This window comes from Streptomyces montanisoli, from assembly GCF_017813245.1.
Taxonomy (GTDB): Bacteria; Actinomycetota; Actinomycetes; order Streptomycetales; family Streptomycetaceae; genus Streptomyces; species Streptomyces montanisoli.
The window spans coordinates 1-26,671 of the sequence record NZ_JAGIQL010000047.1; the positions used below are offsets into that span (position 1 = coordinate 1).

At 71.5% G+C, this 26,671-nt stretch carries 29 protein-coding genes; 15 read left to right on the plus strand and 14 right to left on the minus strand.

Translation table 11 applies throughout. The annotated features are described in order from the left end of the window. Both JFN87_RS14000 and JFN87_RS14005 read left to right on the plus strand, forming a co-directional pair. Nucleotides 1-811: endonuclease/exonuclease/phosphatase family protein (locus tag JFN87_RS14000; RefSeq protein WP_209340357.1), on the plus strand; the 811-nt coding region annotated here is incomplete at its 5' end. A gap of 68 nt (nucleotides 812-879) precedes the next feature. After that, nucleotides 880-1,137 (plus strand): DUF2630 family protein, encoded by a 258-nt coding sequence (locus JFN87_RS14005; RefSeq protein WP_209340358.1) that lies wholly within the window; start codon nucleotides 880-882, stop codon nucleotides 1,135-1,137. A gap of 99 nt (nucleotides 1,138-1,236) precedes the next feature. On the opposite strand, the gene JFN87_RS14010 is transcribed toward JFN87_RS14005, so the two are convergent. After that, nucleotides 1,237-1,725: an RNA-binding S4 domain-containing protein gene (locus JFN87_RS14010; RefSeq protein WP_209340359.1), complete on the minus strand. Its 489-nt coding sequence runs from the start codon at nucleotides 1,723-1,725 to the stop codon at nucleotides 1,237-1,239. A 223-nt stretch (nucleotides 1,726-1,948) separates the two neighbouring features. On the opposite strand from JFN87_RS14010, the gene JFN87_RS34115 reads away from it, so the two are divergent. The 6 genes from JFN87_RS34115 (at nucleotide 1,949) to JFN87_RS14040 (ending at nucleotide 10,582) form a co-directional block, all read left to right on the plus strand. Beyond that, complete coding sequence (locus JFN87_RS34115; RefSeq protein WP_209340360.1) at nucleotides 1,949-3,286, plus strand: VWA domain-containing protein; 1,338 nt, start codon at nucleotides 1,949-1,951, stop codon at nucleotides 3,284-3,286. 93 nt (nucleotides 3,287-3,379) lie between these two features. Further along, nucleotides 3,380-3,952 carry a hypothetical protein gene (locus JFN87_RS14020; protein ID WP_209340361.1) on the plus strand — a complete coding sequence of 191 codons (573 nt, stop codon included), beginning with the start codon at nucleotides 3,380-3,382 and terminating at the stop codon, nucleotides 3,950-3,952. After that, entirely contained in the window at nucleotides 3,949-4,605 is a 657-nt protein-coding gene (locus JFN87_RS14025) for a hypothetical protein (protein ID WP_209340362.1), read from the plus strand. The genes JFN87_RS14020 and JFN87_RS14025 overlap by 4 nt, the downstream gene beginning before the upstream one ends. After that, on the plus strand, nucleotides 4,605-9,380 hold the full coding sequence (locus tag JFN87_RS14030; RefSeq protein ID WP_209340363.1) for a putative T7SS-secreted protein: 4,776 nt from the start codon (nucleotides 4,605-4,607) through the stop codon (nucleotides 9,378-9,380). Before JFN87_RS14025 ends, JFN87_RS14030 begins: the two co-directional genes overlap by 1 nt. Before the next feature lie 30 nt (nucleotides 9,381-9,410). Next, nucleotides 9,411-9,854: a hypothetical protein gene (locus JFN87_RS14035; RefSeq protein WP_209340364.1), complete on the plus strand. Its 444-nt coding sequence runs from the start codon at nucleotides 9,411-9,413 to the stop codon at nucleotides 9,852-9,854. 89 nt (nucleotides 9,855-9,943) lie between these two features. Next, a complete protein-coding gene (locus JFN87_RS14040) occupies nucleotides 9,944-10,582 on the plus strand; it encodes a DUF4291 domain-containing protein (RefSeq protein WP_307865446.1) in 639 nt (212 codons plus the stop codon). Nucleotides 10,583-10,618: 36 nt separating this feature from the next. On the opposite strand, the gene JFN87_RS14045 is transcribed toward JFN87_RS14040, so the two are convergent. Beyond that, nucleotides 10,619-11,083, minus strand: a complete 465-nt coding sequence (locus JFN87_RS14045) for an ATP-binding protein (RefSeq protein ID WP_209340365.1) — start codon at nucleotides 11,081-11,083, stop codon at nucleotides 10,619-10,621. A 177-nt stretch (nucleotides 11,084-11,260) separates the two neighbouring features. Here JFN87_RS14045 and JFN87_RS14050 point away from each other — a divergent pair, with 177 nt between their 5' ends. Together JFN87_RS14050 and JFN87_RS14055 are read left to right on the plus strand one after the other, a co-directional pair. Continuing rightward, entirely contained in the window at nucleotides 11,261-12,121 is an 861-nt protein-coding gene (locus JFN87_RS14050) for a helix-turn-helix domain-containing protein (protein WP_209340366.1), read from the plus strand. After that, nucleotides 12,121-12,324, plus strand: coding sequence for a DUF397 domain-containing protein (locus JFN87_RS14055; protein WP_209340367.1), 204 nt, complete (start codon nucleotides 12,121-12,123; stop codon nucleotides 12,322-12,324). The genes JFN87_RS14050 and JFN87_RS14055 overlap by 1 nt, the downstream gene beginning before the upstream one ends. Nucleotides 12,325-12,352: 28 nt before the next feature. Here JFN87_RS14055 and JFN87_RS14060 read toward each other — a convergent pair whose 3' ends face one another. Both JFN87_RS14060 and JFN87_RS14065 read right to left on the minus strand, forming a co-directional pair. Further along, on the minus strand, nucleotides 12,353-13,231 hold the full coding sequence (locus tag JFN87_RS14060; protein ID WP_245179567.1) for a hypothetical protein: 879 nt from the start codon (nucleotides 13,229-13,231) through the stop codon (nucleotides 12,353-12,355). Between the two features lie 175 nt (nucleotides 13,232-13,406). Beyond that, nucleotides 13,407-13,745 carry a hypothetical protein gene (locus JFN87_RS14065; protein WP_209340369.1) on the minus strand — a complete coding sequence of 113 codons (339 nt, stop codon included), beginning with the start codon at nucleotides 13,743-13,745 and terminating at the stop codon, nucleotides 13,407-13,409. A 201-nt stretch (nucleotides 13,746-13,946) separates the two neighbouring features. On the opposite strand from JFN87_RS14065, the gene JFN87_RS14070 reads away from it, so the two are divergent. Further along, nucleotides 13,947-14,240, plus strand: coding sequence for an AbrB/MazE/SpoVT family DNA-binding domain-containing protein (locus tag JFN87_RS14070; RefSeq protein WP_209340370.1), 294 nt, complete (start codon nucleotides 13,947-13,949; stop codon nucleotides 14,238-14,240). 21 nt (nucleotides 14,241-14,261) lie between these two features. Beyond that, nucleotides 14,262-14,579 (plus strand): hypothetical protein, encoded by a 318-nt coding sequence (locus JFN87_RS14075; protein ID WP_209340371.1) that lies wholly within the window; start codon nucleotides 14,262-14,264, stop codon nucleotides 14,577-14,579. A gap of 389 nt (nucleotides 14,580-14,968) precedes the next feature. On the opposite strand, the gene JFN87_RS14080 is transcribed toward JFN87_RS14075, so the two are convergent. Further along, a complete protein-coding gene (locus tag JFN87_RS14080) occupies nucleotides 14,969-15,343 on the minus strand; it encodes a cupin domain-containing protein (protein ID WP_209340372.1) in 375 nt (124 codons plus the stop codon). Nucleotides 15,344-15,413: 70 nt separating this feature from the next. Between JFN87_RS14080 and JFN87_RS14085 the strand changes: the two genes are divergently transcribed. Next, on the plus strand, nucleotides 15,414-15,854 hold the full coding sequence (locus JFN87_RS14085) for a MarR family winged helix-turn-helix transcriptional regulator (RefSeq protein ID WP_209340373.1): 441 nt from the start codon (nucleotides 15,414-15,416) through the stop codon (nucleotides 15,852-15,854). 127 nt (nucleotides 15,855-15,981) lie between these two features. On the opposite strand, the gene JFN87_RS34120 is transcribed toward JFN87_RS14085, so the two are convergent. The 7 genes from JFN87_RS34120 to JFN87_RS14115 form a co-directional block, all read right to left on the minus strand. Continuing rightward, entirely contained in the window at nucleotides 15,982-16,113 is a 132-nt protein-coding gene (locus tag JFN87_RS34120; protein ID WP_282961597.1) for a hypothetical protein, read from the minus strand. Then, entirely contained in the window at nucleotides 16,110-16,445 is a 336-nt protein-coding gene (locus JFN87_RS14090) for a hypothetical protein (protein WP_209340374.1), read from the minus strand. Before JFN87_RS14090 ends, JFN87_RS34120 begins: the two co-directional genes overlap by 4 nt. A gap of 70 nt (nucleotides 16,446-16,515) precedes the next feature. Further along, nucleotides 16,516-17,766 carry a HAMP domain-containing sensor histidine kinase gene (locus tag JFN87_RS14095; RefSeq protein ID WP_209340396.1) on the minus strand — a complete coding sequence of 417 codons (1,251 nt, stop codon included), beginning with the start codon at nucleotides 17,764-17,766 and terminating at the stop codon, nucleotides 16,516-16,518. 122 nt (nucleotides 17,767-17,888) lie between these two features. Next, nucleotides 17,889-18,542, minus strand: a complete 654-nt coding sequence (locus JFN87_RS14100; RefSeq protein ID WP_209340375.1) for a response regulator transcription factor — start codon at nucleotides 18,540-18,542, stop codon at nucleotides 17,889-17,891. A 470-nt stretch (nucleotides 18,543-19,012) separates the two neighbouring features. Further along, entirely contained in the window at nucleotides 19,013-19,540 is a 528-nt protein-coding gene (locus tag JFN87_RS14105; RefSeq protein WP_307865443.1) for a hypothetical protein, read from the minus strand. A gap of 143 nt (nucleotides 19,541-19,683) precedes the next feature. Further along, the gene (locus tag JFN87_RS14110; RefSeq protein ID WP_030899042.1) at nucleotides 19,684-20,520 is read right to left on the minus strand and encodes a heavy metal-binding domain-containing protein; all 837 of its coding nucleotides are present in this window, start codon (nucleotides 20,518-20,520) and stop codon (nucleotides 19,684-19,686) included. Between the two features lie 79 nt (nucleotides 20,521-20,599). Further along, nucleotides 20,600-21,655 (minus strand): heavy metal-binding domain-containing protein, encoded by a 1,056-nt coding sequence (locus tag JFN87_RS14115; protein ID WP_209340376.1) that lies wholly within the window; start codon nucleotides 21,653-21,655, stop codon nucleotides 20,600-20,602. Nucleotides 21,656-21,850: 195 nt separating this feature from the next. Here JFN87_RS14115 and metG point away from each other — a divergent pair, with 195 nt between their 5' ends. Then, on the plus strand, nucleotides 21,851-23,458 hold the full coding sequence (gene metG / locus JFN87_RS14120) for a methionine--tRNA ligase (RefSeq protein ID WP_209340377.1): 1,608 nt from the start codon (nucleotides 21,851-21,853) through the stop codon (nucleotides 23,456-23,458). A gap of 387 nt (nucleotides 23,459-23,845) precedes the next feature. Here metG and JFN87_RS14125 read toward each other — a convergent pair whose 3' ends face one another. Then, nucleotides 23,846-24,673, minus strand: a complete 828-nt coding sequence (locus JFN87_RS14125) for a YqjF family protein (RefSeq protein WP_209340378.1) — start codon at nucleotides 24,671-24,673, stop codon at nucleotides 23,846-23,848. Between the two features lie 25 nt (nucleotides 24,674-24,698). Next, the gene (locus tag JFN87_RS14130) at nucleotides 24,699-25,625 is read right to left on the minus strand and encodes a L,D-transpeptidase family protein (protein ID WP_209340379.1); all 927 of its coding nucleotides are present in this window, start codon (nucleotides 25,623-25,625) and stop codon (nucleotides 24,699-24,701) included. Nucleotides 25,626-26,036: 411 nt separating this feature from the next. Here JFN87_RS14130 and JFN87_RS14135 point away from each other — a divergent pair, with 411 nt between their 5' ends. After that, a complete protein-coding gene (locus tag JFN87_RS14135) occupies nucleotides 26,037-26,606 on the plus strand; it encodes a GNAT family N-acetyltransferase (protein WP_209340380.1) in 570 nt (189 codons plus the stop codon). Nucleotides 26,607-26,671 lie beyond the last annotated feature (65 nt).

Below are 26,671 nucleotides of genomic sequence, written 5' to 3' on the forward strand. Positions count from 1 at the left end.
GGCCGCGCTGCGGTGGCGCTCGGGCGCGCTGTGGGCGGTGGCGGTGCTCGCGGTGACGGCCTGGTTCGCGCGGCCCTTCGGCGCGGGCGAGACCGCGCCCGCGCCGCCCGGGCCCGTCGTCGCGCACGTGAGCGTCCTGACGTCCAACGTCGAGTTCGGCCAGGCCACGCCTGCGCTGATCGACGAGGTGCGGCGCGAGACGGCGCAGGGGCGGGGGCCCGGGATCGTCTTCGTCGAGGAGTGCTCGCTGCGCTGCTCCGCGCTGCTGGACGAGCGGCTGCCGCCGGCGATCTACCCGTACCGCGACGTCGTCAGGCAGGACGGTTCGAAGGGGTCGGCGATCCTGTCCGTCTACCCGCTGCGGAACACGGCCGGCATCCCGTCGACGATGGCGATGCCCGGCGCGGTCGCGCGGATCGGCGGCCGCGCGGTACGGCTGCAACTCGCCCACCCGCTGCCCCCGATCCCCGGGCAGGTGGCGGCCTGGCGCACCGAACTCGGCCGGATCCGCGCGTACGCGGCGGAGTCCGGCCACGACGGCACACCCGGGATCGTCGCGGGCGACTTCAACGCGACACGCGACCACGCGGCCTTCCGCGACCTGCTCGCGGCGGGCAACCTGCGCGACAGCGCCCTGTACGGCGGCGCGGCGCACACCCCGTCCTGGCCGCACGCGGCGCCGCGGCCGCTGGGCGTGCAGATCGACCACGTACTCGTCAGCCGGGAATTCCAGGTGCGGGACGCGCGGTTCATCGATCTGTCCGGCACGGACCACCGGGCCCTGCGCGTCCGCCTCGACCTGCACGGGTGACGGAGCGGGTGACGGGATGGCCCGGCGGGCGGACCCTGGACCCGTACGAGTGAGAGGTGGATGCGGCGATGACCCCTTCAAAGGACGACCAGGGCATCTTGCACACGATCAACGGCCTCGTTGACGAGGAACACGCGCTGCGCGAGCGCTCCACCGGCAACCAGGGACTCGCCGACGAGGAGCGCGCACGGCTGCGGGCGGTCGAGGTCGAACTCGACCAGTGCTGGGACCTGCTGCGGCAGCGCAGGGCCAAGACCGAGTTCGGCGAGGACCCGTCGGAGGCGAAGGTGCGCCCGGCCAACGAGGTCGAGGGCTACCGGGGCTGAGGGCCCCAGGGCTGAGCGCGCCGGGGCTGAGGTCGCGAGGGCTGGGGGCGCCGGGGCTGGGGCGCCCGGGCTGAAGATGCCGGGACGCCCAGCCGCTCATCAGTGGTGGCCGTGCAGCCGGTCCAGGTCCCTGCGCTCCCGCTTCGTCGGACGGCCGGCACCGCGGGGGCGCAGCGCGGCCGGTGCCGTGTACTCCTTGGGCGGCGGGGGCGGGCTGTTGTCGACGTAGCACGTCACGGCCACCGGCGCGCCCACGCGCTTCTTGATCACCTGCCGGACGACGACGAGCCGTTCGCGCCCGGCGTGCCACACGCGCACTTCGTCGCCCGCCTTCACCGGCTGGGACGGCTTCACGCGCTCACCGTTCACGCGGACGTGGCCGCCCTTGCACGCGGCGGCGGCCTGGGAGCGCGTCTTCGTCAGGCGCACGGACCACACCCAGCTGTCCACCCGCACGGAAGGACCGCTGCCCGCGGGCGGCGTGGGCGCGGTCGGCGCGGCGGCGGGCGGCGGCGTGGGCGCGTCCGTCATGGGCGCGGGTGTGGTGGCGGCCGGTGCGTTCGGTTCGGTCGCGTCCTCGGAAGCCATGCCACCGAGCCTAACCAACGGGGGCGGCTCTCTCCCCAGCCCGAGCGAAAGGCGCAGGTCAGCCCGGAGCCCGGGGCGAGCACGGGGCGAGGCTGGGGGCCCGCGGCCGGGGCGGCTAACCTTACGTACCCGCCCTGGCCAGAATTGCGGGGTCACCCGGGCCCGAACCACGGTCCCCCAGGTCTCCCCCCGGCACCCACAACTCATCTGAAAGGGCTCCCTCATGGGCATTCGGAGCTTGCTGCGCAAGGTGTTCGGACGCGACGGTGGCGACACGAGCGGCCCCGAGGGGCGCGACGAGTCGGCCGGTACCGTCCTCCCGCCGCAGGCGGACCGCGAGCACGCGGACCGCACGCAGCCGGCTCCGGCCGCCCCGGAGTCCGAGGACGCGGTGTCGGACCTGGTGGCGGCGGCCTTCGACAACCCGCGTGCCACGATGCCGACGACCCCGAAGGTCCCGGCCCAGGCGACGCCGGACCAGGCCCCGGACACGAAGACCACCACGGAACCGGTGACGGCGCCCGAGCCGGAGCCCGAACCGGCCCCGGAGAACCCGCAGGCGGCCCACGAACCCGAGCCGACGGAGGCGGCGTCCGCAGCGGCCCCCGAAGCCGACGAGCAGGAAGCGCACGCCGACACCCCGGCCGAGGCCCCGGCCACGGCGCCGGAGACTGCGGAGGACTCGCACTCCGAGCAGCCAGAAGCGGAACCGGCCGCAGAGCCGGCTCCCGAGCCGGACGCGGCATCGACCCCGGAGCCCGAGGCTGCGGAGCCCCCGGAGCCCGACGCCGCGGAGCCCCCGGAGTCCACGCAGCCCGAGGCCGCGGAGCCCACGCAGCCCGTGCAGCCGGGAGCGGAACCGCCGGCCGACGCCGAGAACGCGGCGCCCACCGACGCCGCCTCCGGCGGCCACGTCCCCGAGGGCCTGCGCGGTGCGTACGCCGCAGCGGGGGAGGCGCTGGGAGACCGTGCGCCCGAGCGCGCCGTCTACCTCGTGCTCGACCGGTCGGGCTCCATGCGGACGTTCTACAAGGACGGCAGCGTGCAGGGCCTGGCCGAGCAGGTGCTCGCGCTGGCCGCGCGGCTGGGCGGCGAGGACCCCGTCGTCCACACGGTGTTCTTCTCCACCGACATCGACGGCTCGGCCGACCTCTCCCTCGGCGCGTACGAGAACGTCATCGACGAGACGCACGCGGGCCTCGGGCGGCTCGGCCGCACGAGCTACCACCGCGCCGTCGAGGACGTCGTCGAGCACTACGAGAAGTCCGAGGCCGCGTCCGAGGGCCGCCCCGCCCTGGTCGTCTTCCAGACCGACGGCGCCCCCGACGCCAAGCTCGTCGCGCGCCAGGCGCTGAATGACGTCGCGGGCAAGCCGCTGGCCTGGGCGTTCATCGCGTTCGGCCCGTCCGACTCCAAGGCGTTCGACTTCCTGCGCAAGGCGGAGCAGGAGATGGACCACGTCGGCTTCTTCCACGCGGGCCCCGAGCCCCGCGGCCTGAGCGACGCCGAGCTGTACACCGGCCTCGTCGCGGCCTGGGACGCGGCGGGCGGCCGCGCCTGACCCACCACGAGGCGCACGTCCGCGGCTCGTTGTGACCGGGGTGTGACGGATAGTCGTTGCGGCGCCGCCATGGCCGTTGGCAGGATGGCGTACATGCCTGACCAGGGGGACGAGGCGGCGCAGCCGCAGGGCGGCGCGCGCGTGCTGCGCCTCGCGGACGTAGCGGAAACGGCGGAGCCGGCCGCACCCGCGCCGACGACACCCGGGCCGACCGCACCCGAGCCGACCCCGGCGGAGCCGACCACACCCGAGCCGACCGTCGAGGCGCACAGCGCGGCGGCGCGCAGGCGGGCGTTCGCCGAGCTGCTGGGCGAGTTCCGCCGCACCGCCGTTCTCGTGCCGTTGGGCGGCGGACAGGCGCCCGACGAGGAGCGGGGCGTGCTGACGGCCGACTTCAACGGTGTCCGTTTCATCCTGGCGTTCTCCGACGAGCAGGCGCTGGCCCGTTACGCGGTGGCGCGTGGCGAGGCGGCGCGTGAGTGGGTGTACCAGAGCGTCCTCGGCGCGCGTCTGCTGGACGTGGCGGTACCGGCGGCGGGGGTGCCGTGCGGAGTGGCGCTGGACTGCGCGGACGGGGAGGGCGGCATGGTCTTCCCGCCGGTGCGCGGAATCGTGCCCGACGCGGTGGCCGTGGACCGTCCAGCGGACGAAGGGGGCGCGGCATGACGGGCAGCGACGGCAAGGACCTGGAGACGGAGGGGCTCGGCCTGATCGCGCAGGGCCTGACGGCGGCTCTGGGCGAGCTGAAAGAGCTCGGCATGGTCGGTGAGGCCGGCGCGGGGCGCGGCTTCAGCGACATCGCACTCTCAGGCCTGCAACTTGGTCACGAGGGCCTGACGGGCGAGTTGAAGACGTTCTGCGACCGCTGGGAGTGGGGGGTGCGGGCGCTGGTCGGCGAGGGCAACGCGCTGGCGGCCAAGACGGGCATGTCGGCGGGTGCGCAGTACGAGACCGAGCACTATCTGGAGGGCAGCTTCAAGGTCGCCACGAACGCGGCGGTCGGCAACCCGTACGCGTCCGAGGACGAGATCGAGAAGACGGGCTGGGGCGACATCGTCACCTCCGGGGCGAGCACGGACTTCAGCAAGGAGTCCTTCGACCGGGCGCTGGCCAACAGCGAACAGGGCTGGAAGGACGCGGGCCGTGACGTCATGACGTCGCACACCCTGGGCCCCCTCGGCCCGCCGGGCCTGAACCCGGAGAATCTGCACGGTGCGTTCGGCATCTCGGACGATCAGTACAACCAGTACCTCGACAACACCTTCGGTCCCTCCCCCGAGGCCCGCGCCGAAGCGGCTCAGCAGGACGGCGAGGACTGATGGGCCTGCTGGGGGACATAGGCGACGGCATCAGCGGCGGCCTCAACAAGGGCCTCGGCTACGGCGAGCACCTCTTCGACGAGGGCAAGAAGAAGGCCGGCGAGGGCGTCGACTGGGTCACGAACAAGGTCGGCGACGGCCTGGACCACGTCGGCCTGCACGACTGGGCCGACCACGTGGAGGACTGGGGCGACGGCCTCGCCTCCGACCTGGGCGCCACCCCCGGTGAGCAGCAACTCGGGCAGAGCGACGAGCCGAACGAGCTCGTCCACGGCGATACCGGCAAGATACGCGACAGCGCGGGGCACCTGACGGACTTCCACTCCGCGTTCGGCAAGGTCGCCACCGGGATGAAGAAGGTCGACTCCTCGGGCTGGAAGGGCGAGGGCGGCGACGCGTTCCGGGAGGAGTTCGGACTCCACCCCGCGAAGTGGGCGCAGGCGGCCGCCGCCTGCGAGGCGGCGGCCGGCGCTCTCGACGCCTACGCGCACACCGTCACCTGGGCGCAGGGCCAGGCCAAGGAGGCCATCGCCCTGTACAAGAAGGGCGTCAAGGCCTCCAAGGAGGCCGTCAACGCGTACAACAAGAAGGTCGACGCGTACAACGCGAAGGTCGACGCGAACGAGGACCCCGGGCCCGAACCCGACCCGTTCACCGACCCCGGCGAGGCGGACGTCAAGGCGGCCCGCGCCAAGCTGGCCGAGGCACGCAAGCAGCGCAACACCGCCGGCTCTGAGGCCCAGGGCAAGATCAAGGCGGCGCTCGCCCACGCACCGGCCGAGCCCCCGCCGCTGACCCGCCTCGGCGACGACTTCCTCGACGCCAACATGGCCGTCAGCACCGAGCTGACCCATGTCGCGGGCGGCGTCATCAAGGGCACCGCAGGCCTCGTGACGTTCGCCCGCGGTCTCGATCCGATGGACCCCTACAACCTCACGCACCCGGCCGCATACCTGCAGAACGTCAGCATGACCCTGTCGGGCCTGGTCTCCACGGCCGCGCATCCCGAGCGGGTCGTCCGGACGGCCGTCGACGGGTTCAAGAAGGACCCGTCGGAATTCGTCGGCCGCCTCATCCCCGAACTCGTCGGCACCAAGGGTGTGGGCCTGGTCCGGGGCGGCCTGCGGCTGGCGGTGGAGGACGGGGTGAAGGAGGCCGCGGAGCAGGGCCTGCGCACGAGTGCGCGCAAGGCGGTGGAGGACGGGGCCGAGGACGTCTCGCGGCGGCCGGGCGAGAAGGTGTGCGCGAAGGACCCCGTCGACGTCGCGACCGGCCGCATGGTGCTGCCGTCCACCGACGTGTCGCTGCCGGGAGTGCTCCCGCTCATCCTGCGGCGCCAGTTCGAGTCGTCGTACCGGATCGGCGGCTGGTTCGGGCCCACCTGGTCCTCCACGCTCGACCAGCGCTTGGAGATCGACGCGCAGGGCGTCGTCCACGTCGGCGAGGACGGCGTGACCCTGGCCTACCCGCACCCCGCGCCCGGCATCCCCACCCTGCCTGCCCACGGTCCACGCCGGCCCCTGGACCGCACGGAGGACGGCTACACGGTCACCGACCCCGAGTCGGGTCAGGTGCTGCACTTCGAAGACCGGGGTGACGGCCTCGCACTGCTGGAGCAGCTCGACGACCGCAACGGCAACTGGATCGCGTTCGAGCGCGACGCCGACGGCACGCCACGCGCCATGGCCCACAGCGCTGGGTACCGGCTGCGCATATCGACGGCGGACGGCCGGGTGACGGCCCTGCACCTGGAAGGTGCCGCCGCGGACGGCGGCGACCAGGAGCTGCTGCGCTACGGCTACACCGGCGGCCACCTCACGACCGTCACCAACTCATCCGGCGACCCGACCCGGTTCGGCTACGACGAACACGGCCGCATCACATCCTGGACCGACACCAACGACAGCCACTTCGACTACACCTACGACGACCAGGACCGCTGCACCCACCAGTCAGGTGCCGCAGGCCACCTGCGCTCGTCCTTCACCTACAGCCCGGTCGACCCGGACACCGGCGAACACACCACCACCATCACGGACTCGCTCGGCCACCCCACCCACTACGTGGTCGACGCGCACTGCCAGGTGATCGCCGAGACCGACCCGCTCGGCGCCACCACGCGCTACCAGCGCGACCACCGCGGCCGCCTGCTGGCCCGCACGGACCCCCTCGGCCGCACCACGTCGTTCCACTACGACCAGGCCGGCGACCTGGTGACCGTGACCCGCCCGGACGGCCGGGCCACGCGGGCCGAATACAACGACCTGGGCCTGCCGACGAAGGTGGTGAACACCGACGGCACGGCCATCAGACAGACCTACGACGAGCACGGCAACCGCACCTCGCTCACCGGCCCCACCGGCCAGTCCACACGCTTCACCTACAACACGGCCGGTCACCTCACCTCCGTGACCGACCCTCTCGGCAGCACCACCACCGTGGCCTCCGACTCCGCCGGACTCCCGCTGCTGGTCACCGACCCGCTTGGCGCGACCACCCGCTACCAGCGGGACGCCTTCGGCCGCCCGACCTCGATCACGGACCCGACGGGCGCGACGGCACGCATGACGTGGACGGTCGAGGGCCACCTGGCCCGGCGCACGGCTCCGGACGGCACGGCCGAGTCATGGACGTACGACGGCGAAGGCAACTGCACCAGCCACTCCGACCCACTCGGCGGCGTGTCCCGGTACGAGTTCACGCACTTCGACCTGCTCGCGGCCCGCACAGGCCCCGACGGTGTGCGCTACGAGTTCGGCCACGACACCGAACTGCGCCTGACGAACGTCACCAACCCGCAAGGACTGACCTGGAGTTACACCTACGACGCGGCAGGCCGCCTGGCCGAGGAGACGGACTTCGACGACCGTACGCTCGCCTACACCTACGACGCCGCCGGGCAGCTGGCCTCCCACACCAACGCCCTCGGCCACAGCGTGGATTACGAACGCAACGAACTCGGCCAGGTGCTCCGCAAGAACGCGTCGGGCGGGGCGACGACGACCTACGCCTACGACCTCACCGGCCACCTCGCGCAGGCGACCGGCCCGGACGGCACGACCCTCACGCTCCTGCGCGACCGCCACGGCCACCTGCGCTCGGAGACGGTCGACGGCCGAACCCTGACGTACATCTACGACGACCTGGGCCGCCGCACCGCCCGCACCACGCCCGCCGGCGCCACCACCACCTACGCCTACGACGCCGCAGGCCGCCTGACCGGCATGAACGCCTCCGGCCGTGCCATCGACCTCACCTACGACGCGGCGGGCCGCGAGCAGACCCGCCGCGTCGGCGGGGCGATCGCTTTGAACCACACCTTCGACGCCCTGGGACGCCTGACGGAGGAGTCGGTAACGGCCGCAGGCGGCCGCCCGGTTCAGCGCCGCGCCTACACCTACCGCGCCGACGGCAACATCACCGACATCGATGACCAACTCTCCGGCCACCACCACTACGACCTCGACACGTCAGGCCGCGTCACGACCGTCCATGCGTCCGACTGGACCGAGTCCTACGCCTACGACGAGGCGGGCAACCAGACCCACGCGTCCTGGCCGGCCGAGCACCCGGGGCAGGCCGCCGTGGGCACCCGCGAGTACACCGGCACCCGAGTCACCCGCGCCGGCAGGGTCCGCTACGAACACGACGCCCTCGGCCGCACGACCCTCCGCCGGACAACCCGCTTGTCCCGCAAGCCGGACACCTGGCACTACGAGTGGGACCCCGAAAACCGCCTCACCCAGGTCACCACCCCTGACGGCACGCGCTGGCGCTACACCTACGACCCCCTGGGCCGACGCACCGCCAAGCTCCGCCTCGCGCCGGACGGCGAAACAGTCGCCGAACGCGTCGACTTCACGTGGGACGGCACGACCCTCTGCGAGCAGACCACCACGTCCCCGGCTCTCCCCGCCCCCGTCACCCTCACCTGGGACCACCACGGCCTGCGCCCCCTCGCACAAACAGAACGCCGCGCCACCACCACGGACGTCGCTGACGCGCCCCAGCGGGACATCGACTCCCGCTTCTTCGCCATCGTCACCGACCTCGTCGGCACCCCCAGCGAACTCATCGACGAACAGGGCGACATCGCCTGGCGCACCCGCTCCACCCTCTGGGGCACGACGGCCTGGACAGCCGACAGCACCACGTACACGCCCCTGCGTTTCCCAGGCCAGTACTACGACCCGGAATCCGGCCTCCACTACAACTACTTCCGCCACTACGACCCGGAAACGGCCCGCTACCTCTCTCCGGACCCCCTGGGCCTCGCACCCGCGCCCAACCCGATAACTTATGTGCGTAACCCCCACGTTTGGGCCGATCCATCAGGCCTTTCTCCCTGTCCCAAAGGCGAGAAGAGCAACCCATTTGAGGAGAGGGCGGATGCGGAGAGGGCTGCTTTCGACGCGGCAGGTGTCCCCTATGGAACAACTCCCGACGCGGAATGGATGGTGACTGGGGATAAGGCACTCAAGCATGCGCCTGGGTTCGTTTATTCGCCGGATGAAGCTCATTGGGGAAATTTCCGACAGTATGAGACGGATAGTGGATCAAGGGTCGTCGTCGAACATACGAGTGATCCTGCGGGAACTCATTTCCATGCCGGAAAGCCAAAGATTGACGACACGAGGAACCTCGTCAACTTCGGATGGGACAATGGGCGCATGATGCGCCCTGATGGAACTTCTGGATATCCATCCGACATGGAGCGGTATGCGAAGATCAACAAACCGGGTGGTGATCATCACTTCTTCTACGTGGGCAAGTAGCTCATTATCGGGTGAGAAAGGAGCACGTGCGTGACAATTGATGAAAAGCCGAGGTGGCTGGATGCTTTGGAGCGAAGCGGGCTCAGCGTGCTTCAGGGCCCACCACCGGAAGAAGCTCCTCAGGTGAGCGACGCCATCCATGCCGTAGCAGGATGGGAAGTCCAACCGGCGGCAGAGATCTCTGCGTCTGATCCTCGCGCCGCTGAAGAACTGGACGAGAAATGGCATGAGCGCGCCCGGGCGTGCAGTTTGTACGACGGGCAGGGAGTTTTTCTTATTCTCCCCCCTGTTTCCGGTGGCAGCCGTACCGGCTGGGTGAAGGTGAGTGATCCCGTCGGCGAACGACTTCCTTCCCGTATCGCGGCGGCGACTGGATCGCCGGAGTTCATCGCTGCCTCGTTGAACGGCTGCCACCTGTGTGCAGTATCGGTCGAGGACGATGAATATTGGGTTGTGCAGCACGATTTCACGTGATTCGATCCAACCCGAGCGCCACCGCCGGGTATGTTGACCGATTCGGGGCCGGAAGTGCTCCCTGGAATCGACGAACGGAAGAGGTCGTGGTGAATCGGATAGTCGTGGGCGAAGGAGGCCTCCATGCGGCCGATAACTTCACCGCCCGCGAGGTCCGCGCAGTTTTCGACGCGGAGGTCGTCACGGTCTACCAGGCTTACCCGGACCGGATCGCCGAACCCGCGCTGCGCGCCGGAAACTTCGTCGAGCCTTTCAAGCGGGCCCGCATGACCTGGGTCAAGCCGTCGTTCCTGTGGATGATGTACCGCTCCGGCTGGGCGGCCAAGCCCGACCAGGAGCGGGTCGTCGCCGTCGACATCACGCGGGAGGGCTTCGAGTGGGCCCTCGCCCACGCGTCCCTCAGCCATTTCGATCGCGACCACCACCCCACCGAGTCCGCCTGGCGCGAGCAGCTGCGGGGCAGTCCGGTCCGCGTGCAATGGGACCCGGAGCGCGACCTGGGGCTCAACCCCCTGCCGCACCGCGCGATCCAGATCGGTCTGTCGGGCGAGGCGGTCGACCGGTACGTGGACGACTGGATCACCTCGATCCGCGACGTGACGGCGCTCGCCCACGAGGTGCACGCAGCCGTGACCCGCGGGGACGCCGATGAGGCTCGCGGCCTGCTCCCCCGGGAGCGGACGTACCCGCTGCCGGACCACATCGCCGCCCGGATCGGCGGGCGCTGACAGGAGTCGGCGGGCCGGGCCGCTGCCACTCGCCTGTCACCGCCGGCGGCACACTGCCCATACCGTCTTGCCCGAAGGCGGGTACGGCCGTACTCCCCAGTCATCCGCCAGAGCCTCGACGAGCAGCAGCCCGCGACCCGACTCGCCGCCTTCCGCTCCGCACGGGTCGGGGGACCTGACCGGCAGCCGGTCGCCACGGCAGTCCGAGACCTCGATCCTCAGCTCTGCCGGGCCGAGCAGGACATCGAGCCTCGCCCGGCGCCCGCGCACCCGGCCGTGCACAGCCGCGTTCGCGGTCAGTTCGCCGACGAGAAGGGCCGCGACGGCGAGGAGGTCGTCACGATCGGGTGCGGTGGACGGCAGTTGGTCCGCCAGCCACCGCTCGGCGTCGTGCCGAACAGCATGGGCGCCGCGCCTGGTGGTGGGGAAGGGCCTGCTGAAACATGCGTGGTTGGCGTGCGCGAGTGCTACGCGGGTCGCGGTCCCGGATTCCTGATTCACCTCACCGAGCGTGAGGCAACGGCACTACGGTGGGTAGTAGTCGAGTACGTACGGTGAGTGACTGTCCGGCGGTGCGGGCGGGTTGTCCGGGCGGCGGGCGGTACTTGTCCGGGCGTCCGGGCGTGACACCGGCCGATGACGGTCGGTGGTCAGGAGAACGAGAACGGGGTGGCGGACATGGCGGTACGACCGGACGCGGGCCCGGAGGACCCGGCGGGCTCGGACGAGGTGGCGGACCTGTTCCGTGCTGTCGGCCGCCAGGTCAAGGCGGCGCGGGAACGGGGCGGGCTGAGCCAGAAGGAGCTGGGCGAGCGGACGGGGTACAGCGAGGAGCAGATCTCGTCCATCGAACGGGGTCGCCGCACCCCGCAGCCGGCCTTCCTGACCGCCGTCGACGAACTCCTCGGCTGCGGCGGACTGCTGGCGGTTGCAGCCGAGGACGTGGAGCGGGCGAAGAAGCGGCGGCGCCTGCGGCACCCGGAATGGTTCCGCGACTACGCGGAGCTGGAGGCGCAGGCGGTCGAGATCTGCTTCTACAGCACACTGACCGTGCCGGGCCTGTTGCAGACCGAGGAGTACGCGCGGACCGTTTTCACCGCGCGGCGTCCCATTCTCGACGAGGACACCATCGAGCAGCGCGTTTCCACACGCCTCGCTCGCCAGCAGATCCTGGCACAGTGGCCGCCGCCTGTAGTGACTGCTGTGGTCGAGGAGTCAGTGCTCCTGCGGGAGATCGGTGGGCGACTGGTGCAGCGCGGGCAACTGGAGCATCTGGTGGCACTGAGCCAACTGCGCAACGTGGAGATCCAGGTGCTGCCGCTGGCCTGCGAAGGGCACGCAGGGATGGAGGGTCCGTTCATCCTCCTTACTCCCAGGGGTAAGTCCCAGCTGGGGTACGGCGAGTTCCAGAGTGTCAACCGAATCATCACGGACCCCGACGAGGTCCGTATGCTGGCCGCACGCTACGGAAGCATCCGTGGTCAGGCGCTCACCCCGCCGGACTCTCGGGCGCTCATCGAGAAGCTGCTGGGAGAATGATGAAGAGCGAACAGGCCGACGGGCTCCGCTGGTTCAAGAGCACCCACAGCGGCGGCGACGGCGGCGAGTGCATCGAGATCGCCGCAGAGGACACCGTGGTGCACATACGGGACTCCAAGGAACGAACCGGCCCGCAGCTCGCCTTCGCGCGTGACGCGTGGACCGGCTTCGTCGCCGGTATCGCGCAGAACCTGCCGAGCTGACCAGCCCCGCCCCTCGCTCGCGCGCCGGTCAGGCGCCCACAGGGGCCAGGGGCTCGGAGTCGGGGACGTCGCTCTCAAGGTAGGCGCGCACCAGGGCTCGTCCTCGCGTGGCCGTGGCGGCCTGCTGGGAAGGTGCGTCCGCCGGCGGGACGTTCAGGTTCTCGCAGCCGCGGCAGGCGCCTTCGTGTGCCGTTGGCCGGCCGCACTCCGTGCACTCGTGCCAGCGCGGCGCGGTAGACGTGACGGCGGGCGGTTCTGCGGCTGGTGGCAGTTTGCGGGTGAGGCGGTCGCGCAGAAGCGCGGATGCGCTGTGGATCCGGCCCGGCAGGCCGCCGAGCAGGGCGTTTGCGAGCTCGCGGGGTCCGTGGCCGCGTTCCAGCCAGGGTGTCACCAGCGGGGCGAGTGCCACGGCCTCGGCCGCGCCGAGGCGCAGGCGCGGTTCCGGTGCCGTCACGCGATGCAGCAGGGCGGCGGCCTCGCCCATGGCCGTGTCCGATGAGGGCGCGGGGGCGGGGGCGGGCGCGGGTGCGGGTGGCGGGGAGCTTGCCTCCCGCCCTACCGCCCGTGCGCGCTGGCGGGGGAGGGTGGGTTGTTTCTCCGGGTTCTTTACGGGGTGAGCGCCCGCTTCGTCGGCGGCCAGCGGACCGGGACCCGGGTCCACGGCACCCGGCGCCGCCACCCCGGCGCCCCGGGGGACATCGAAGACATGGGCCTGACTGCTGACCGTGCCGTCCGCGTGCCGTACCCGTTCGACGAGGTAGTAGCCGAACGCGGTGAGTTCGCGCAGCGCCTTCGCCACGGCGAGGCGCCCCTGGGGGCTGGTGTCGGCCATCTTCCGGCCGTCCTCGCTCCAGCCGTCGGGCCTCGACAAGAGGTCGGCGAGCAGGCCGCGAGCGGTATAGGACAACCGCCGGTCCTGCAACAACGTGTTGGGTAGAACAGTGAAACCGCGCGTAAGGCGGCTACGATGGATGTGCATGGGGAGTTGGTGCTCCTTGTGCCCGGCCCCGGAGCGTTTGTGCGCTGCCGGGGTCATCTATTGAGTTTGTCGCAACAGACGGTACCACGTCGGTCACGCATGGTCATCGCGCGTGTGGACCTGCCTCGGTCGGCGGACGCAGCACCCGCAGTGGGCCGCCCACCATCGGCGGAACTGGGCTGGAGACGGACATCTCTCCCACGAGGGAGGTCAGGTGCTGGTCGGGGTCGCCCACCCAGCGGAAGCTGTCCCAGTGACGGGCGTAGTTCGCCGCGTCCTTGTCGGTCTCGCTGTAGACGGTGATGGTCGTCGCCTCGCCGCTCTCCTCGTACTTCTTCCGGGCCGCGGCCGCCTGCTCGCGGCGCGTGGCCAGGCCGTCCTCGCCGTGGACAAGGCCGGCGCCTGGCCGGACGGATACGTCTGCCGGACCTGCTCGGACCACACCGTCCGGACACGCGGCACCTGCCCGGGATGCGGCCAGGGCCGGGTCCTTCCCGCGCCCCGCTGCGGTGATGGGGACGGCGGAGTGGTCATGCCTACGAGCCGGCGTAGTAGAATTGAGAAAGTAGGAAAGTGAGAGAGTTTGATAGTTGCTATTTCCCGGGTAGACTGGCTGTCGATGACATGGATAGGAGGGAATTCCATGACTATGACCACATACCAGACCCGGATGCGCGAAAAGGGGCAGTTGACGCTTCCGGCACGCGTGCGGGAGGCACTGGGGGTCGCCCCGGGAGACGAGCTTGAGTTCGAGGTCAGCGACGCCGGCACTGTCGAGGTCCACGGACTTACAAGGATCCGCTCCGACCAGGCATGGTTCTGGACGCGGGAGTGGAGGGAGGGTGAGCGCCAGGCAAGCGAGGACATCGCCGCCGGACGCACCACCGTCCACGAGGACGCGGACGCTATGTTCGCGCACCTCAACGCAGACGACTGATCCCTAGCACCTGGAGGCCTATTGCCAACGTTTGAGACTGCTGCCCACTTCAAGCGCGACTTCAAAAGGCTCAGCCCGGAAGACAAGAAGCGCTTCGAGGAGGTCATCCAGACCAAGTTCGTTCCGGATGTGGTAGCAGGGCAGTTCCGACCCGGCCTCCGGGTCAAGCCCATGCAGGGAGTCAGCGTTCCCGCAGGTCAGAGCCCTATCATGGAGATGACGTGGGCTCCTGACGGCCGGGCCACCTGGCAGTTCGGTGCGCAGGTTCGCGACGACGAGACGCACATCGTCTGGCGCCGGGTTGGCGGCCACGAGATTTTCGATCCCGGACCGCCCTGACAGAGCGAGGAGCCCACCAGCACATGTGGTGGGCTCCTCTCGCATCGCTGCCTACGGCGCGGCCGTGCTTGGGATACGGGGGTGAGCAGTTGGCGTATACGAAGTCCCGGTGGGGACGATCATGGTCCGGTCGGTGCGAGGGTGCTGACGCGGTTCTCGTGCTCGCGGCGTGCCTTGCGCTGTGCCGGGGCCGCCGGAGCGCCCGGGCCGCCGTCGAGCGGCCGGCAGCGGGCGAGGGGTCGGTGGTGCACGGCCGGGATGGCGCTGACGCGCAGGGCGTAGCCCTGGCCGCGCCGTACAGTCAGCGCCTGGTCGAGCGCGGCCCGGGCGGACGCCCCCTCGCCACCGCAGCCTGAGGAACCCGGCGAACCTACGCGGTCACCAGCACACTAGTGAGCCCAGGGTGGTGTGATGGTGTTGCCGTCAGCCAGTTTGGCGGTGAGCCCGACACGTGTGGTGACCCACATGTGGGCGGGCTGGTCGGTGGTGTTGGCGACCGCCAGTTCGGAGCCTGCAGGGGCCACTGCCGCGTCACCTTCGCGGAGTTCGGCGCTCTCACCGTCGATGGTGAGTCGGAGGCGACCGGAGAGGACGCAGAAGGTCTCCTCGTCGCTGATCGTGTGGGTCGGCCCCACCATTGCGGCCGGGATCTCGACGCGCCAGGCGGCGAGGTCCCGGCTGCCGGTGTCCGGACGGATGTAGGAAACGAAACGGCCACCGTGAATCTCGTGTACGACGGCCTCGTCACTGCGGATGAACGGCATGCTCCAGCCTTCCTCTAGACAAGTTGCTTGTCTAGATAGACAAGCAACTTGACGAGTTATAGTCAAGCCCATGGACGACGCCCTGGCCTTCTCCGCACTCGTGCTGGCACTCTCCGGGCAGTTGGTGCAGGAAATCCACACCAGCGTGTCCCAGCAGGGATTCCAGGACCTACGACCCGCACACGGCTTCGCCTTCGCCCGCATCTCTGCAGGCGGCGCCACCACGGCCGACCTGGCCGAGCACCTGGGGGTGACCAAGCAGGCCGCCGCCCAGCTGGTCGAGGAACTGGTCCGAAAGGGGTACGTGGAGCGGCATCCACACCCGCACGACGCCCGCGCCCGCCTCCTGGAACTGACCGAGACCGGTTGGGCCGCTACGCGCGCCGCCGACCAGGCAGCCCGGGCTGCCGTCGCACCATGGCGAGAAGTACTGGGCCAGGCGCGCTTCAGCGAACTCGTCGCCGACCTGACACACCTTGCACCGCCGGGACCGATCCGCCCTGCCTGGTGAGCCGATGGCCCACCGCCCTGGAGACCGCTGGCCGTGAACGAACCGTCCGCCAGGGCAACCGGCCAAGGGGAGGACGACACGCGAGTCGCCGTGCCGAGCCCCTCCGCGGACCGGTGAACCTTCCCGGTCAGGGCACTAGCAGGTCGAGGGCCACCGACAGTTCGGGGGCGGAGGCGTCCTCCAGGCGCCGAGTCAACGGCGAGACGGGCACATCCAGGTCCTCGCGCAGCGCACGCAGCGTCGGACGCACCGGGCTCACGAGGCGGATCCATCGCGGCCGCCACCGCTCTCGGAAGTGCCTGACGGCCGCCGGCCGTCTTCCTCTTCAGGGACACCACCGAGCCGCTCAAGCGTCTCCCGATCGATGCCGGTCAGCAGCGAAACACGCGCGGCCCTTGTCCCGTCGAGACGGCTGAGCAGCCCCTGCATCCGGGCCTGCATCTCCTCGCGCCGCGCATCCAGATAGAACGCAACAGCCTGCTCGACCAGGTCCTTCTTCGTCATCCCGAGGAAGTTGGCACCACTGGTGATCAGTTGGTCGCCCTCGTGAGAGACCTTGATCGGCGATTGCCGTGCGAGACCCTCGGACATGAGCGATCACCCTCCCTTTGCAGCTCACCACAGGGCACCCCAGGTACCTGACCAAGCCCTGCTCGCCGTCTCAGGCGCGCCCGCCGGGCCCTCGCGTCCCTGCCCCCGCCAGGCGGTCCGTGCGGGTGGTGGGGAGGGTGACCGTGATCTCCAGGCCGCCCGTGTCGCCGCGGCCCGGTATCGCGGAGACGCTGCCCCCGTGCGCCTCCGCGATGGAGCGCACGATCGACAGGCCGAGCCCCGCGCCCGTGCCGCCGCCCAGGCGGTCCCTGCCCTCGCCCCTGCGGAACGGTTCGAACAGCGCCGGAATCTCGTCGGCCGGGACGGTGGGGCCCGTGTTCCGCACGCGCAGCGTGCCGTGCTCGACCGAGACGTCGACCGTGCCGCCCGGCACGTTGTACTTCTTGGCGTTCGTCAGCAGGTTGGCCACCAGGCGCGACAGGAGGAGACGGTTCGCGCGCACCACGCGCGGCGGGTCGGGCGCGTCCCCGGCGACGGGGCGCGTGTCCACGGGGCCCGCGACGCCGTGGCGTGCCGCCTCCTGTGCGACGAGTTCGCGCAGGTCCACGTCCTCCAGTTCCTCGTCGGCGAGCCCGCGCTCGCTGCGCGCCAGCACCAGCAGTCCCTCGATGAGCTGCTCGCTCCTGCGGTTGTTGTCCAGCAGCGTCCGCTTGGTCTCGGCGAGTTCCTCTGGCGACGACGCGTCGTCGAGGCCCACCTGGATCGCCGTGCGCTGCGTGGCCAGCGGGGTGCGCAGCTCGTGCGAGGCGTTGGCGATGAAGCGACGCTGGCTGTCGAACGCGTTCTCCAGGCGGGCGAGCAGGGCGTCGAGCGTGTCGCCGAGCTCCTTGAGCTCGTCGTCGGGGCCGCTCGCCGCGATCCGCTCGTACAGGTTCTGCTCCGACAGGCCGCGCGCCTTCTCCGTCATCGCACGCACCGGCCGCAGCACCCGGCCCGCCGTCCACCAGCCGACCACCACCGCGAACAGCGCCATCGCCAGCAGCGCGACCAGCGACCAGAACATCAGCTCGTTGCGTGCCGCGTCGCTGACGTGGTCCGTGAGCTGGAACAGCGTCACCCGCGCCGGCCGGCTCGACCGCTGCTCGACGACGCCCGGCGAGCCGATCCCGTGCCCCGCGCCCGGCACGGCGCTCCACACCGGTACGACGTCGGCACGCGAGGCGATCTCCGCCGCCTCGTCACGGGTGCTGGCGGCGGAGAGCAGGTTCACGACGCCGAGCAGGCCCGCGCCGAGTACGACGAAGACCGCGCCGTAGATCAGCGCGATGCGGGTCCTGACGCCCGAGCCGTGCCCGAGCACGGTCTTGCGGGGCGGCCGGCCGGACCTGGGGCCCGAGCCGGACCCGGAACCCAAGCCGGACCCGGGGCCCGAGCCGGAACCCGGCCTCGGCCCCGGTACGTGTGCGGCGGACGTCGTGGCACTCACAGCGCGTACCCCACTCCCTGCACCGTCCTGATCACCGGCGGATCCCCGAGTTTCCCGCGCAGCTTGCTCAGGCACACCCGTACCGCCCCCGTGAAGGGGTCGGCGTGCGCGTCCCATGCCCGCGCCAGCAGCTCCTCCGCCGAGACGGGCGCACCGTCCGCCTCCAGCAGGATCTGGAGCACCGAGAACTCCTTGGGCGACAGGTCGAGCCTGCGTCCCTCGCGCGATGCCTCGCGCCGTACGGAGTCGAGCCGCACACCCGCGCGTTCGAGCTGCGGCGGGACGGGTCTCGAGCTGCGGCGGCGCAGCGCACGCACCCGCGACACCAGCTCGGGGAACTCGAACGGCTTGCCCAGGTAGTCGTCGGCGCCCAGGTCGAGCCCCTCCACCCGGTCCTCCATGGACGCGGACGCGGTGAGCATCAGGATGCGCGTACGTGACGACTCGGCGACGAGCTTGCGCGCCACGTCGTCCCCGTGCACGCGGGGCAGGTCCCGGTCGAGGACGACGACGTCGTAGTCGTGCAGTCCCAGGTAGGCGAGGGCGGCATCGCCGCTGTAGACCGTGTCGACGGCGAACCCCGCCCGGCGCAGCCCCGTGGCGACCAGCTCCGCCAGGATCTCCTCGTCCTCCGCGACCAGCACCCGCATGCGACGTCTCCCGCCTTCCGCCCCGTTCCTTCGGCCCCGCGGCCGTGCGGGCCTGTGCGGCCCCCTGCCGGAATGTGCCCCAGCGCCCTGCGACACCGGCGCCCGGACCCGGAACCCCACGGTGCGCCCTGGCCCCTGGGCTTCGGCACCCGGCCCTCGGCAAATGATCCCCGCCCTTCGACGGAATCCGCCGTTCGGGGCGACCGCCGGCGGCCTCCGCCTGCCCTGCCCCGTGCCGGGCCGGGACCGGACCTCCGGCCCTCGTCTCCGTCCGCAGCACCGGATTCAGCCGGGTTCAATTGGGTCACCTGGTTGACCTGGATCACCCGAGATATGACAGCCGCTGCCACTCCTACCCGACCGGGTGTTTCGCAAAGCTCTCCACGCCAACGGCCCTGGGGGCCGACCAGGCAGGCGGTCGTGCGGGCGGCACGTAGGCGCGTGCGGGAGACCAGTAGGCGTGCGCGCGCCTACTGTTCGCCCACCACCAGCCGCTCCAGCGCCGCCCGCGCCCTGGCGTCCGAGCGGGCGCGGTCCGTGATGGCCCGGGCGAGCCGGCGCGCCCAGTCGTCCATCTCCACCGGCGTACGGGACAGGGCCACGCCCCGCACCACCTTCACGACCTCGGCCGCGACGCGCCCGTGCGCCATGGTGAGCACGAGCCGGTCGTCGCCGAGCGTCACCTCGGCCCGCTGGATCCTGCCCTCACGGCCCGCCATCCGGTCCGCGACCGAGCGCTTGCGCTCCAGCTCCACCGCGCCCGGCGGCAGCGCCTCGGCGAGCGAGCCGCTCAGCACCTGCGCGTACACGTCCAGGTCCGCCGCGTCCCTGCGCAGCGCCGCGGCGAGCAGCTCGACGGACGCGCCCGTGCCCTCCGGGCCCCGCGGCTCCCCCGACCCACTCGGGCCACCCGGTACGCCCGGCTCGTCCGGACCCTTCGGCTCGATCGGCCCGCCGGTCCCGCCGGTCCCGCCCGGCCCGTCTCCCGCCGCGTTCACCGTGCACGTCCCCCTTCGCTCGCTCCACGGCCGGCCCCGAGTCCGGCTCCGGCATCCGCCATCGTGACCATGGTGTCCATGAGGATCATGTGGTCCATGGTCGTCCGTCAGCACCATGGTGACCCCTCGCGCCCGCGCGCCCCTCAGCCGTCGAGGCTCAGCACCATCGTCGGCCTGGCGATCTCGTGGTCCTCGCGCAGCGGCCGTACCGCCGTGCCGATGGAGAAGAACTCCGTGGTGTGCCCGCCCCACCGGTGGTTGTGCGCGTTGAGCTGGACGCCGACGACGCCCTCCGCGTGCAGCTCCTCCGCCTCGGCCTGCATCCGGGCCATGGCCAGCTCGCGCGCGTCGTACAGGGCCTGGGTGAACTTCTCGATCTCGACGTTCTTGCCGATGTTCGACAGCGCGGCGCCCATCCGCTGGTGCGCGACGTGGTAGACGCACGTGCCCATCACCATGCCGAGCGGCGCGTACCCCGCCCTGATCAGGGTCCAGAAGTCCTGCCCTGACAGGTCGGACGTGAAGGGCTGGCCCTTGTTGTTGCGCCAGGACGTGCCGCCCGGCGCGGGCTCGTCCGCCTTGACGGCGGTGCCGATGGCGATGAACTCGGCGATGTCGTTGCCGAAGTCCCGCGCCTCGACGCTGAGCCGCACGCCGACGATGCCGTCGGCCCCGAGCTGCGCGGCCTCGGCCTCCATGCGCGTCATGGCCAGCTCGCGTGCGTGGTACATGGCCTGGCTGAGCGTCTCCAGCTCCTGGTTCTTGCTCCATCGGCCGATCTGGATGCCGACGTGGTAGATCGAACTGCCGAGCACCAGCCCGATGGGCCGGAACCCGGCCTCCCTGACGAGCAGGAACTCGTTGACGGACAGGTCGCTGGTGAAGATCGACCCCGCCTTGCCCGGCTGGAGCTCCGAGAGCCTGCGCATGGCGTCCTCGGGCACGCCCTCCTGCGAGAACTCCGGTCGCGTACCGCTCACGTCGTCGTCACCCCTGTCGTGTGAAACGTCCTGTTGTCCCTGGTCATCCCTGGCCCTGTGGTCGTCCCTGGCCCCCTGGTCATCCCTGGTCCCCCAGTTCGCGCAGCTCGTCCGCGAGGCGCGCGCGTTCCAGCGGGTCCCCGTACGGCGACGAGGCCACGGCCGCGAGCCGTGCGCGCAGCCGCTCCGAGCGGCGGCCGAGCGGCAGGACGGCCAGCGTGCGCGGCTCGGCGGGGCGGCGGCGGAAGCCGGCGACGGTCGTGCCGATCATCGTGGACTCCGCGATGCGATCCCGCGCCTCCGAGCCGTTCAGCACGCTGCGCTGGCACGCGCGCTCCCACACCCGCAGCGAGCCGTTGGCGAGGATCACGCCGTCGCCGCCGCGCGAGCGCGCCTGCAGTTCGAGCTGGTGACGGGAGTCGGCGCGGGCGCCACCCACGAGTTCCGTCCACCCGTCGACCTCGGAGTTGTCCCAGCCGTTGGCCTGCATGCTGGTGAGGAACGTGTCGTGCGTGACGCCGATGGACATGCCGACGAGCAGCTCCACCGGCACCCACCCGCTGTCGACGAGCTTCGCGAAGCCCTGGCCGTCGAGGTGGCACGTGAACGGGCGCGGCGAGCGCACCCCGCCCCGCGCCCGTACGGCGGTGCCGATGACCTTGAACTCCAGGCAGTTCTGCTGGGTGGCGAACGGCGCGATCGTCAGCTCAGCCGCCACCACCCCGTCGCCGCCGAGCGCCGAGCACTCCGCGCGCAACCGGGTCAGGGCCGTACGGCGCGCCTCGTCGAAGACGGCGACGAGCCGCTCGCTCGCGCCGCCGACGCCGGAGAGGACGACGGGCGCGGGCGCCTGGGAGAGCGAGATGCCGGCGCCGAAGTACTGGCAGTCGTAGTAGCCCCAGTACTGCCCCGCGCGATCTACGTGGTAGACGGCGGACCCCATGACCTGCCCCACGGGCTCGAACCCGACCGAGCGCACCGCCGCGAACGCGCCCGTCGACAGGGCGGACGTCCAGGTGCCGCCGCTGTGCGCGCGCTCCACGCGCTCGCGGGCGGCCGGGGGCAGCACCTCGCCCGCGCCCCACGAGGGCGGCTCCGCGCCGCCGGCATCGTCCGACCCACTCGCCACCGCCACCGGACCGCCACCTCCCTGCCACGACCGACCTGCCGGACAACCGACCTGCCGGAAACCCGGCGCACGAAGTCGAACGATCGGCCCCGCGCGGTTGCTCCCGCGGCACCGAACCTTAGACGCAAGCGTCCGTCCGCGCCGTCCACCCGCCGGGAAACGATTCGGACCCACCGGAACGCGCCGGATACCATTTCGTCCATGGCGGCCACAGAACCAGAAGCGCGAGGCGGGAAGACGTACTACGTCTCCACCCCCATCTATTACGTCAACGACGCTCCCCATCTGGGCCACGCCTACACGACCGTCGCAGGCGACGTGCTCACGCGCTGGCACCGGCAGCGCGGCGAGAAGGTGTGGTTCCTCACCGGCACGGACGAGCACGGTCAGAAGATCCTGCGCACGGCCGAGGCGCACGGTGTCACCCCGCAGGAGTGGTGCGACAAGCTCGTCGAGGAGTCCTGGCGCCCCCTGTGGGAACACCTCGACGTCGCGAACGACGACTTCATCCGCACCACGGAGAAGCGCCACACGGACCGCGTCCAGGAGTTCGTCCAGGACCTGTACGACAAGGGCGAGATCTACAAGGGCGGCTACGAGGGCCCGTACTGCGTGAGCTGCGAGGAGTACAAGCTCCCCGGCGACCTCATCGCGGGCGAGGACGGCACGCAGCTGTGCGCCGTCCACAAGAAGCCGGTGGAGCTCCTCAAGGAGGAGAACTACTTCTTCAAGCTCAGCGAGTACGGCCCGAAGCTGCTCGCGCACTACGAGGCGAACCCCGGCTTCATCCAGCCCGAGTCCGCGCGCAACGAGGTCGTCAACTTCGTCAAGCAGGGGTTGCAGGACCTGTCGATCTCCCGGTCGACGTTCGACTGGGGCGTCCCCGTCCCGTGGGACTCCAAGCACGTGATCTACGTGTGGATCGACGCGCTGCTCAACTACGCGACGGCCGTCGGCTACGGCTCCGACGAGGCGAAATTCGCGTCGACGTTCCCGGCCGACGTGCACCTCGTCGGCAAGGACATCCTCCGCTTCCACGCCATCATCTGGCCCGCCATGCTGATGGCGAACGGCCTGCCGCTGCCGGGGAAGGTCGCGGCCAACGGCTGGCTGCTCGTCGGCGGCGAGAAGATGTCGAAGTCCAACCTGACCGGCATCAAGCCGCAGGACCTCACCACGCACTTCGGCGTCGACGCGTACCGCTGGTACTTCCTGCGCGCGATCGCCTTCGGGCAGGACGGCTCGTTCTCCTGGGAGGACCTCAGCGCCCGCTACACCTCCGAGCTGGCCAACGACTACGGCAACCTGGCATCCAGGGTCGCCGCGATGGTCGGCAAGTACTTCGGCGGCGAGCTGCCCGAGGCGACGGCCGCGGGCGACGCCGAGAAGGCGGTGCACGAGGGCCTGGCGAAGGCGGCGGCGGAGGCGGACCGGCGCATCGGCGACGAGCTGGACTTCTCCGGCGGCATCGCGGCGGTCTTCGACTTCGTGAAGCAGGTCAACGGCTACCTGACGGAACAGGAGCCGTGGAAGGTCGCCAAGGACACCTCCGAGCAGGGACGGGCGCGGCTCGCGACGATCCTGTACACGGCGGCGGAGTCGCTGCGCGCGATCGCGGTGCTGCTGAACCCGGTGATGCCGGAGACCAGCGCGAAGCTGTGGGACTCGCTCGGCGCGGCGGAAGGCCTCGGCGCGCTGGCCGACCAGCGGGTGGCCGAGGTCGCCGACTGGGGCAGGCTGCCCGTGGGGGCGAAGGTCACCAAGGGGGCGGCGCTCTTCCCGAGGCTCGAAGAGCCGCCGACGGCGTGAGCCCGTCGCGGCGTGAGGCCTGGGGCGTGAGGCCTCACGCCTGAGCAGCGTGCCGCGCTCGCGCCCGGCCGCGGGGACACATGTCCCCGGCTCGCGCCCGGGCGCGGGGCGCGCGGCCTCTGTCCCGCGTCGGCCGCTGGGCTTGCGGCCTCAGGTCGTCTGCGGCATTCGCTCGGGTCGCTGTTGCCACCCGCCGGGGGCTCGGGCTCGGGCTCGGTGGGCAGCGGCCTGGGGGAGCCCGTGGGGCCCGAAGCCCGGCGGGCTATGAGCCGGTCCGGCGGCTGAGTTCGGCACGAGCCGGACAGCCCGCCCCGGGCTCGGCGGCGGCCCCGTCCCGCGGACGGTAGCGGCCGTCGGGGGGCCTCACGCGCGGCGCGGACGGGGTGATCACGGACATCCGTGACCACCCCGCACGTCCGGGCGGCCGAAGCGGACCGCGACTCCCGGGGAGTAGAGCACGCTCGCCGGGGGGCCGACGGGGGCCGGGAGGCCTGCGGCCGTGATCACCGTCTCACGGCAGTCGAGGAGTTCCGCGCGGTGCAGCGGCCAGCGAGCGTGCGTGTTCGGCAGGTGGGTGAGGCGGCCGAGCACGGTCGTGTGCAGGGCCCAGCGCGCGGTCAGGAAGTGTTCGAGCGGGGTCGGCTCCGCGATGGCCTCACCGACCCGGACGCCGATCCGGGCGGCGGCGCCCACGGGACCCGGCCACCTGCGGCCGCTGGTGTACGTGAACGTGCCGGCCTCGTCCTGCCTGATCCGCATCCGCGCCCACATGTAAGGCAGCCGCAGCGACGCGCGCGCCACCAGCACCGGGACGAGGCGCGACGCGTCGAGCGACCGGAAGACGACGGCGCGCCGGCCGCGCCCGTCCACGGAGTACAGCCGCACGTTCGTCTCGGGGAACGTGCCGAGGTACGGCACGCCGGGCAGCCGGAAGAACCCCACCCGATACATCCGGAACGCGATCAGCCCCACGTAGGCCGCACCGTCGAACACGTCGGGCACCGTGCCCGCCGGCAGCAGCGGCGCCACGGCCTCGGGCTCGACGGCCCAGTGCAGCATCGTCAGGTCACGCCACTGCTGCGTCAGCAGCGGCCGCCGCAGCTCGCCGCCAAGCGGTTCGGGGCTCACTGGCTCGGGGCCGACTGGCTCAGGGCTGACCGGTTCGGGGCTCACTGGCTCGGACGTTCCGCCCTCACGTGCCTCGTGTCCGCGCATGCCCCCACCATCGCAGCCGGAGGCGTCAGCGTGCGAGTGACGCCGCGTCACCCATCACCACGACCGGGTGGCTCTCCGGGTCGAGCAGGCGCAGCAGCTTCCTGATGTGGTCCTTGGAGATGGACACGCAGCCCTGCGTGGGCCCGCCGTGGTCGACGTGGATCCAAATGCCGCCGCCGCGCGCGTCGCCCATCGGCTTGTCCTTGTCGAGCGGGCTCGTGCCCGGGTCGCGGTTGTAGTCGATGGCCACGACGTAGTCGAACGCGCCCGAGAGCGGCTCGCCGTCGAACCCGTACCCGTACGCCGTGAAGTGGAAGCTGTGGTCGTACGGCATCCTCGTGCCGGGGTCGGCGAGCTTGCCGCCCGCGTCCGTGAGCGAGAAGACGCCCACGGGCGAGCGCCGATCGTCCATCATGTGGTGCCGCGTCCAGCCGTGCAGGGCGTTGTGCGCGCTCCAGACGTCGGTGACGGGCCGCCAGGGCGAGCCCGCGCTGTCGCGCTCGTAGAGGCGGAAGGTCGCGGTGTTGGTGTCGCTGTCCGCGCCCGTCACCAGGACGGCCTGGCGGGTCGACGGGGAGATGTCGCCGGTCATCAGGGGGCCGACGCCGGGGAGCGTGGGCGCGGACTGGTCGGGGATACGGGCGGTCAGCGCGGAGCGCGTCTCCGAGCGGTTCGCGTTCCCCTTGCCGTCGTCGGACGACTGCTTCCCGCCGCCGCCGCCCGCGCCGCCGCCCTGCTTCCCGCTGCCGCCGCCCTGCGCGCCGTGCCCGGCGTCCGTGTCGGACTCGGTACGGCCCGCCGACTTGTCGCCCGTCGCGTCGTGGTGGACGGCCGCCGGGCCGGCCGTGCCGCAGCCGGCGAGCAGCAGGCCCCCGACCAGCAGCGCGGCCGCCGGCCGTTGCCCGCCGCGCAGCGCGCGGCGGAGGCGGGGGCGGACGGACGGCAGAGACATGGACGAGCCCTTCGCGGTACGAGGCCGCCCGCCCGTACGGGGTGTACGGGCCTGTAGGCGGCGCCTGTTGTTGCGCTGTCGCGGGTGCCTGCGTGGCACCCGACCGGGTATCTGCGTGGCACCCGACCGCGTGCCGGCGTGGCACCCGGTCGGTCAAGTGTCCCTCAGTCCCTCGGTTGTCCTGCGGCACCCGAAGGTGTCCTGCGACACCCGAAGCTGTCCCGCACACAATAGCCGTCCTGTGCACGGCGGGTGACGGGCGGCCTGCCGAACGTCACCGTATGTCAATACGAAGAACCCGCCTCAGGCCGTGAAAGATCTCCGCCGCGGTTTCCCGGCCCCCGTCCGTCCTGCGACGATGGACGCAGACGTTCACGGTCCGCACGGGCCCAGGTGGGAGGACAACCTCACGTGGCAGAAGTCTTCTTGCGCCATCTGAGCAGGTGGCAGGCCGAGCAGCAGCAGGAAGAGCTCGCTGACGAGTTCATCGAGACGTACCGGCGGGCGCACGGCGCGGAGTACGAGGACCGGCAGGCGTTCCTGAAGGCGTTCAACCGGGCCTTCACCAGGGACGGTTTCGACATGGTGGTGGCCGGCGCGGCCGGCAGGACGGTGGGCCACGCGTACGGGTACCTGATCGACAGGTCGGGCGGCTGGTGGCGCGGGCTCGGCGCGGACGAGCCCTGGGACGTGGAGGAACTGACCGTCTCCGGCCAGGTGTTCGCGCTCGCCGAGTTGACCGTGAGGCCCCCGTTCAGGCGTACGGGCGTGGCGGGCCGGCTGCTTGACGCGCTGCTCACGCGCACGGACGCGGCGCTCGCTGTCACGCGCGTCGACCCGGCCAACGCGGGCGCGCTCGGCGCGCTGAGCTCGTGGGGGTGGGTGCGTCTCGGCATGGCGGGCGCGGACGACGCGCACGTGCCGTCGGTCGGAACGGGACCGGCCACCGAGATCTGGGGACGCGCCCTGCGCCGCGCGTGAACGGGCCGGCGCCGGGGCGGGGTACGCCTGGCCCGGGCGCGGTACGGCTGGCCCGGCGTCACCCG

Coding starts and splice junctions, on each gene's coding strand:
- JFN87_RS14005 (WP_209340358.1), top strand. CDS start 880: ATGACCCCTTCAAAGGACGACCAGGGCATCTTGCACACGATCAACGGC.
- JFN87_RS14010 (WP_209340359.1), bottom strand. CDS start 1,725: ATGGCTTCCGAGGACGCGACCGAACCGAACGCACCGGCCGCCACCACA.
- JFN87_RS34115 (WP_209340360.1), top strand. CDS start 1,949: ATGGGCATTCGGAGCTTGCTGCGCAAGGTGTTCGGACGCGACGGTGGC.
- JFN87_RS14020 (WP_209340361.1), top strand. CDS start 3,380: ATGCCTGACCAGGGGGACGAGGCGGCGCAGCCGCAGGGCGGCGCGCGC.
- JFN87_RS14025 (WP_209340362.1), top strand. CDS start 3,949: ATGACGGGCAGCGACGGCAAGGACCTGGAGACGGAGGGGCTCGGCCTG.
- JFN87_RS14030 (WP_209340363.1), top strand. CDS start 4,605: ATGGGCCTGCTGGGGGACATAGGCGACGGCATCAGCGGCGGCCTCAAC.
- JFN87_RS14050 (WP_209340366.1), top strand. CDS start 11,261: ATGGCGGTACGACCGGACGCGGGCCCGGAGGACCCGGCGGGCTCGGAC.
- JFN87_RS14055 (WP_209340367.1), top strand. CDS start 12,121: ATGAAGAGCGAACAGGCCGACGGGCTCCGCTGGTTCAAGAGCACCCAC.
- JFN87_RS14070 (WP_209340370.1), top strand. CDS start 13,947: ATGACTATGACCACATACCAGACCCGGATGCGCGAAAAGGGGCAGTTG.
- JFN87_RS14080 (WP_209340372.1), bottom strand. CDS start 15,343: ATGCCGTTCATCCGCAGTGACGAGGCCGTCGTACACGAGATTCACGGT.
- JFN87_RS14085 (WP_209340373.1), top strand. CDS start 15,414: ATGGACGACGCCCTGGCCTTCTCCGCACTCGTGCTGGCACTCTCCGGG.
- JFN87_RS14090 (WP_209340374.1), bottom strand. CDS start 16,445: ATGTCCGAGGGTCTCGCACGGCAATCGCCGATCAAGGTCTCTCACGAG.
- JFN87_RS14100 (WP_209340375.1), bottom strand. CDS start 18,542: ATGCGGGTGCTGGTCGCGGAGGACGAGGAGATCCTGGCGGAGCTGGTC.
- metG (WP_209340377.1), top strand. CDS start 21,851: ATGGCGGCCACAGAACCAGAAGCGCGAGGCGGGAAGACGTACTACGTC.
- JFN87_RS14125 (WP_209340378.1), bottom strand. CDS start 24,673: ATGCGCGGACACGAGGCACGTGAGGGCGGAACGTCCGAGCCAGTGAGC.
- JFN87_RS14130 (WP_209340379.1), bottom strand. CDS start 25,625: ATGTCTCTGCCGTCCGTCCGCCCCCGCCTCCGCCGCGCGCTGCGCGGC.